A 3,420-nucleotide genomic window follows, 5' to 3' on the forward strand; every position below is an offset into this window, starting at 1 on the left:
GCGGCCGGCGGCAAGCCGTCGTCCGAGCTGTACGGCGGCGACCTCATCGTCCCCGCGGGCGGTGCCACGAACGTCCAGGAGGCGCTGCGGCAGGCCGCCGCGCTCGCCCCGGACAAGGGCACGGTCTACGTCCGCGCCGGCCGGGAGCCGGAGCTGCAGACGTACCCCGAGCTCCTCGCGGAGGCCGAGCGGGTCCTCGCGGGACTGCGCGCGGCCGGGCTGGAGCCGGGCGACGCGGCGCTGTTCCAGTTCGCCGACCACCGCGGCTACATGACCGCGTTCTGGGCGTGCGTGATGGGCGGCTTCGTCCCCACCCCGGTCGCGCTGGCCACCACGTACAGCGCGCACAACGAGGCCAACCGCAAGCTGCGCGGCGCCTGGGACCTGCTCGGCCATCCGGTGCTGCTCACCGACGAGGCCACCGCGCCCGCGCTGCGCGAGGTGCGCACCCTGTGGGGCGAGTCCACGGTCCGCGTGCTGTCGGTGGAGAAGCTCGCCGAGCACCCGGCCGACCACGACTGGTACCCGGCCGCCGGACACACCCCGGTGATCAACCTGCTCACCTCGGGCAGCACCGGCGTCCCCAAGTGCGTCCAGCACACCCACGCCAGCGTCACCGCCCGCACCTGGGCCGCCGCCCAGGGCCGCGGCTACACCGAGGACGACGTCAGCGTCATCTGGATGCCGCTGGACCACGTGACGATGGTCTTCTACAACATCCGCGACGTGTTCCTGCGCTGCCTGCACGTCAACGGCCGGATCGACGACTTCCTCGGTGACCCGCTGCTCTGGCTGGACCTCCTCGACCGCTACCGGGCCACCAACACCTGGGCCCCGAACTTCGCGTTCAACCTGGTCAACGAGTACGCCGACCGGATCGCCGCGGGCAGCTGGGACCTGAGCCGGGTCCGGGAGTTCGCCAACGGCGGGGAGCCGGTCATCGCCGCCACCTCCCGCCGCTTCCTGCACCTGCTCGCCCCGCACGGGCTGCGGCCCGACGCGATGGCCCCGGCCTGGGGCATGTCGGAGACCTGCTCGGGCGTCACCTACGCCACCCAGAGCCGCGACGACGAGCGGCTCGGCACGGTGGTGGTCGCCCCGTCCTCCTTCGACGGCGAGCTGCGCTTCCCCGGCAGCGGCGGCGGCAAGGACGCGGTGTCGTTCTCCACCGTCGGCGCTCCGCTGCCGGGCGTACGGATCCGGGTGGTGGACGCGCAGGGCGCGACCCTGCCCCAGGACCGGATCGGCGAGCTGCAGATCCGCGGCGTGACCATGATGCGCGGCTACCACGGCAACCCGGAGGCCGACCGGGCCGCCTTCGACGCCGACGGCTGGTTCCGCACCGGAGACCTGGCCTTCGTGCACGACGGGCACCTGGTGATCGCCGGCCGGAAGAAGGACCAGATCGTGGTCCGCGGCGCCAACTACGTGGCCCATGAGCTGGAGAACGTGATCGAGGAGGCCGAGGGCGTCCGGGTCACGTACGCGGCCGCCACCGGCGTGCGCGAGCCGGGAGAGGGCTCGGACCGTCTGGTCGTCTTCTTCGTGCCGATGCGCTGGGACGAGGAGTTCCTCGAGGACACCCTGCGCGACATCCGGGCCCGGCTCGGCCGCGAGGCGGGCCTGACCCCCGACCTGATCGTGCCGGTGACCACCGCCGAGTTCCCCAAGACCGCCAGCGGGAAGATCCAGCGCAACGCGCTCGTCACCGACCTGAAGGCCGGCCGGTTCGCGGACCGGATCCCCGCCCCGGCCGAGGACGCCGGGGACGGCCCGGAGCAGTCGTCCACGCCCTGGTTCTTCCGCCGCCAGTGGGCCCGCCTCGCCGAGGCAGGCGACGGCACCGGCGCCTCCGGCGCCTCCGGCGAGGGGGTGCGGCTGGTCCTCGCCGACCCCGGCGACCTGACCGCCCTAGGCCTCGACGAGGGCCGCACCGTGGTCGTCGGCGAGGGCACCTCGTACGTCCAGGAGTCACCGGTCGTCTTCCGCGCCGCGCCGGACGACGCCGGTCAACTGGCACGGGTGATCGAGACGGTGACCGCCCGGCACGGCGCGATCTCCACCGTGGTGTGCGGCTGGACCCTGCCCGCCCCGGACCGGGACGCCGGCCCCGCCGCCCGGCTCGCCGAGGTCACCGCCCGGATCACCGCGCTGGTGAGGGCGCTGGAGCAGAGCCCCGCCCTCGCCGCCCGCCCGCCGCAGCTGCTGGTGCTGACCAGCGGCGCGGTGCACGTACGCCCCGGGGACCGCGTCGATCTCGGGGTGTGCGCGGTGCCGGGCCTGATCCGCACCGCCGTCACCGAGGTCACCGCGGCCACCGTGCGCCAGCTCGACCTGCCCGCCGACCGGGGGCAGTGGGCCGCCGCGCTCCAGGGCGAACTCGCCGACCGCACCCACGCCGGGGTGGTCGCCGCCCGCGACGGTCTGCGCTGGCAGTCCCGGCTCAGGCCGCTCGGCCCGGAGGAGACCACCGCCCCGCCGCGGCTCGTGCCGGGCGGCCTGTACCTGGTCACCGGCGGCCTCGGCGGCATCGCGCTGGACGTCGCCGGATATCTGCTCGCCGCCTACGGGGCGAAGCTGCTGCTCGTCGGGCGCTCCGAGCCCACCGGGGAGAAGGCGGAGGCGCTCGCCGGGCTGTCCGCGCTCGGCGCGGTGCACTACGTCCCGGCCGACGTCGCCGACGCCGACGCCCTGCAGGCGGCGGTGGAGGACGCCGAGGAGCGCTTCGGGCGCGCCCTGGACGGGGTGCTGCACCTGGCGGCGGCCGACGTCACCGGGCAGTGGAGCGACCTGGAACGCCACACCCTGGCCCGGGAGACCGCGGCCGGCTTCGACCGCCAGTACCGGGCCAAGGTCTCCGGCACGCTCGCCGTCGCCCGCGTCCTGGAGGACCGCCCCGGCGCCTCTCTCGTGCTCTTCGGCTCGGTCAACGGCGAGTTCGGCGGCCGTTCCTTCGGCGCCTACTCCGCCGCCAACACCTTCCTGGTGGGCTTCGCCGACCACTGGCGCCACGAGCGCGGCCGGGACGTGCGCTGCCTGGCCTGGAGCATGTGGGAGGGCGTCGGCATGAACCGGGGCCGGTCGGCCGCCCCGGCCCGGCAGCGCGGCTTCACCGCGCTCGGCCCCGACGACGGGCTGCGGGCCTTCCTCGCCGCCACCGCCCTGCCGGACCACTACCTCCTGGTCGGCCTGGACCCGGAGAACCCGGTGATCCTCGCCGAGCTGGCCACCGACGAGCTGAGCGCCCGCGAGATCGTCGTGGCCTACACCGCCGAGGACACCGACCCGGAGACCGTGCACACCGCCCTGGAGCCCGTGCTGCGGGACCTCGCCGTCCCGGTACGGCTGGTGCGGGTGGCCCGGATCCCCAGGGACGCGGCAGGCGCGGTGGACACCACCGAGCTGCTGCTCGACGCGGCC

1 protein-coding gene is annotated in these 3,420 nt (G+C 75.1%); it reads left to right on the forward strand.

Translation table 11 applies throughout. The features are described 5' to 3' along the window. Window positions 1-3,420 (forward strand): SDR family NAD(P)-dependent oxidoreductase (locus N4P33_RS33865; protein ID WP_260830762.1); only part of this gene is annotated, 3,420 nt, incomplete at both ends.

Source organism: Streptomyces sp. 15-116A, assembly GCF_025290915.1.
GTDB lineage: Bacteria > Actinomycetota > Actinomycetes > Streptomycetales > Streptomycetaceae > Streptomyces.